2 rRNA genes (1 of these 2 cut by a window edge) are annotated in these 1379 nt (G+C 56.2%); both read right to left on the bottom strand.

The features are described from left to right. Nucleotides 1–117 (bottom strand): 5S ribosomal RNA (gene rrf / locus ACFYPJ_RS38980). Between the two features lie 89 nt (nucleotides 118–206). Beyond that, nucleotides 207–1379, bottom strand: a 23S ribosomal RNA gene (locus ACFYPJ_RS38975) (it continues 2016 nt past the right edge of the window).

The raw sequence follows: 1379 nt of genomic DNA, 5'->3' as shown, positions 1-1379 counted from the left end.
GTTCGGCGGCGTCCTACTCTCCCACAGGGTCCCCCCTGCAGTACCATCGGCGCTGTAAGGCTTAGCTTCCGGGTTCGGAATGTAACCGGGCGTTTCCCTCACGCTATAACCACCGAAACACTATGAAACTGTAAACGCCACACCACCCTCACCAGAGAATGGGGCTGTTCATGGTTTCAGAACCAACACAGTGGACGCGAGCAACTGAGGACAAGCCCTCGGCCTATTAGTACCGGTCAACTCCACCCGTCACCGAGCTTCCATATCCGGCCTATCAACCCAGTCGTCTACTGGGAGCCTTACCCCATCAAGTGGGTGGGAGTCCTCATCTCGAAGCAGGCTTCCCGCTTAGATGCTTTCAGCGGTTATCCCTCCCGAACGTAGCCAACCAGCCATGCCCTTGGCAGAACAACTGGCACACCAGAGGTTCGTCCGTCCCGGTCCTCTCGTACTAGGGACAGCCCTTCTCAAGACTCCTACGCGCACAGCGGATAGGGACCGAACTGTCTCACGACGTTCTAAACCCAGCTCGCGTACCGCTTTAATGGGCGAACAGCCCAACCCTTGGGACCGACTCCAGCCCCAGGATGCGACGAGCCGACATCGAGGTGCCAAACCATCCCGTCGATATGGACTCTTGGGGAAGATCAGCCTGTTATCCCCGGGGTACCTTTTATCCGTTGAGCGACGGCGCTTCCACAAGCCACCGCCGGATCACTAGTCCCGACTTTCGTCCCTGCTCGACCCGTCGGTCTCACAGTCAAGCTCCCTTGTGCACTTACACTCAACACCTGATTACCAACCAGGCTGAGGGAACCTTTGGGCGCCTCCGTTACTCTTTAGGAGGCAACCGCCCCAGTTAAACTACCCATCAGACACTGTCCCTGATCCGGATCACGGACCCAGGTTAGACATCCAGCACGACCAGACTGGTATTTCAACAACGACTCCACAACCACTGGCGTGATCGCTTCACAGTCTCCCAGCTATCCTACACAAGCCGAACCGAACACCAATATCAAACTATAGTAAAGGTCCCGGGGTCTTTCCGTCCTGCTGCGCGAAACGAGCATCTTTACTCGTAGTGCAATTTCACCGGGCCTATGGTTGAGACAGTCGAGAAGTCGTTACGCCATTCGTGCAGGTCGGAACTTACCCGACAAGGAATTTCGCTACCTTAGGATGGTTATAGTTACCACCGCCGTTTACTGGCGCTTAAGTTCTCAGCTTCGCCCACCCGAAAGTGAGCTAACCGGTCCCCTTAACGTTCCAGCACCGGGCAGGCGTCAGTCCGTATACATCGCCTTACGGCTTCGCACGGACCTGTGTTTTTAGTAAACAGTCGCTTCTCGCTGGTCTCTGCGGCCACACCCAGCTCA

It is taken from the genome of Streptomyces sp. NPDC006012 (genome assembly GCF_042871185.1).
Lineage (GTDB): Bacteria > Actinomycetota > Actinomycetes > Streptomycetales > Streptomycetaceae > Streptomyces.
This window is presented reverse-complemented; position numbering and strand designations above follow the sequence as displayed.